The 1,745-nt window shown below is 60.0% G+C and carries 1 protein-coding gene; it reads right to left on the reverse strand.

Annotation, left to right across the window (positions count from 1 at the left end; all coding sequences use genetic code 11):
* Positions 1-128: 128 nt before the first annotated feature.
* Positions 129-1,637 (reverse strand): ISNCY family transposase, encoded by a 1,509-nt coding sequence (locus HV711_RS33155; RefSeq protein WP_035485578.1) that lies wholly within the window; start codon positions 1,635-1,637, stop codon positions 129-131.
* Positions 1,638-1,745: the final 108 nt, after the last annotated feature.

A 1,745-nucleotide genomic window follows, 5' to 3' on the forward strand; every position in this document is an offset into this window, starting at 1 on the left:
CGGCGTGTTGCCTCACGAAGGAATGTTACCCGACGGATTGTTGTCGTTTCGCTTTCTTCCTTCTTTTCTTTCGGGGTTTGCCGGGCGCGGAGCGCCCGGCCCCCGCCGGCTTTCAACTTTTCCGCGGCTCATACTTCAACCGGCGTGTCGGCAGGCTTGCGCAGGCTGCCCAGGATCATTTCTTTCACACGCTCGGCGCGCCATGCTTTTACCCGTCGCTGCAGCGTTCGTAGTTGCGCCTTGCTTGCATATATGTCCGGAACCATCGTCGCCAACCGGTTCATCAATTCATTGGTTGCAACAGCGGGCTCGGCAATCAGCCACCCTTCAATAACCGGCCACACGTCGGCGAACGGATCCACCCGGGTTTTCCACCAGTGCTTTGCCTTGGGTTGCTTTCGGTGTGTCGGACGTGCTTCCCCTTCCTTCCACGCCGAAGAGAGGCTCTCGAGGAAGACGGCAACATCTGATTCGCCTGCTGTCGCGGCTTCAGCGCGCACGCCGTAGGCCGCGAACTCGCTTAATGTCTGCTGAGCCGTTCGCATCTCCTGCAGCAGTCGCACAGGATCGAGGCTGTTGAACTGCGCCTTCAGCTTTTCCTTGATAGCGAGGTCGACGCTGTCGTGTGCAAGAAGTCGATCACACGGCGTCGCGGGCTCAAAGTAGACCTTGTGCACACGAGCGCCGTCGCGCGTCTTGGACTTCAGCTTGAATGAAGGCTGGAAGAAGTTAATGTACAACCGCGATGACGCGTATAGCTGCGCCAGCGCGTTCCTCGCATCGGTGCCGCTCAGCCGGCCGTAACCGACCAGCCGCCGCACCACGGAGCCATTCTTCTGCTCCACCCAGGCCTGATCGTTCTTCTTGTAAGCCCGCGAGCGGGTTTGCTCAAGACCATGTCCCTTGCAGTAGTCGAAGACGTTCTGGTTCATGAACGCAGTGTCGTTATCCGAATCCACTCCAAGCATCGCGAATGGCAGATCGACGGCCACCTTATCAAACGCTTCGATAACCAGCATCTGATTGCGCGTACGCATGGCCACACATTCTGTCCAGCCGCTGGCGATATCGGTCAACGTCAGCGTGTGGACGAATTCGCCGTCGGTCTTCGAGCCGCCGCAGTGTTCGACCATGTCGATCTCAAAGAAACCCGGTGGCGGATCGCGCCAGTCGGCGAACGTACGCACCGGGATGCTGCGCCGGATGGCTGAGCCCACACCCTTTCGGCGTTTGCGCTGCCCGTCGATCTGCGCACGCGCGTTGGCCAGCATGCGGTCGATGGTCGCCGCGCTGACCTCAAGAAGTTTGACCTTGATGACCGGATCCAGGTCGAGATGGCCGTGCCGTTCCATGGCATTAACCAACTTGGGGATCAACGCCTTCAGTCGCTTGCCGCAAACCCGGTCGGCCGCTTCCCACAACACCGTCAGCGCCTGGCGTACCGCCTCGTCATACAGCCGGTTGCGCTCGCGCGGCAGCTTTGCCGCGCCGGGCGCTTCCCGTAACAGGCGGATGGCGTGCTTGCGGTGATATCCGGTCAGAGCCACGAACTCGTCGAGAATCCTGATCCGGTCACCGAACGTCGCGCTTCTATACCGCAATTGCAATGCTGCGACCAACTCCTTGCGTGTCGTCATGCTGATTTGCCTCGTCACCTCGCGTCGCTCCCGCCGGACAATCCGGCGGGTAGCAAACTACGTGAGGCAACAGGTCAGCGCGAGTTGCAATTCTGATGAGTCAATGCG

Origin of the sequence: Paraburkholderia phenoliruptrix (genome assembly GCF_902859825.1) — a bacterium.
GTDB classification, from domain to species: Bacteria; Pseudomonadota; Gammaproteobacteria; order Burkholderiales; family Burkholderiaceae; genus Paraburkholderia; species Paraburkholderia phenoliruptrix.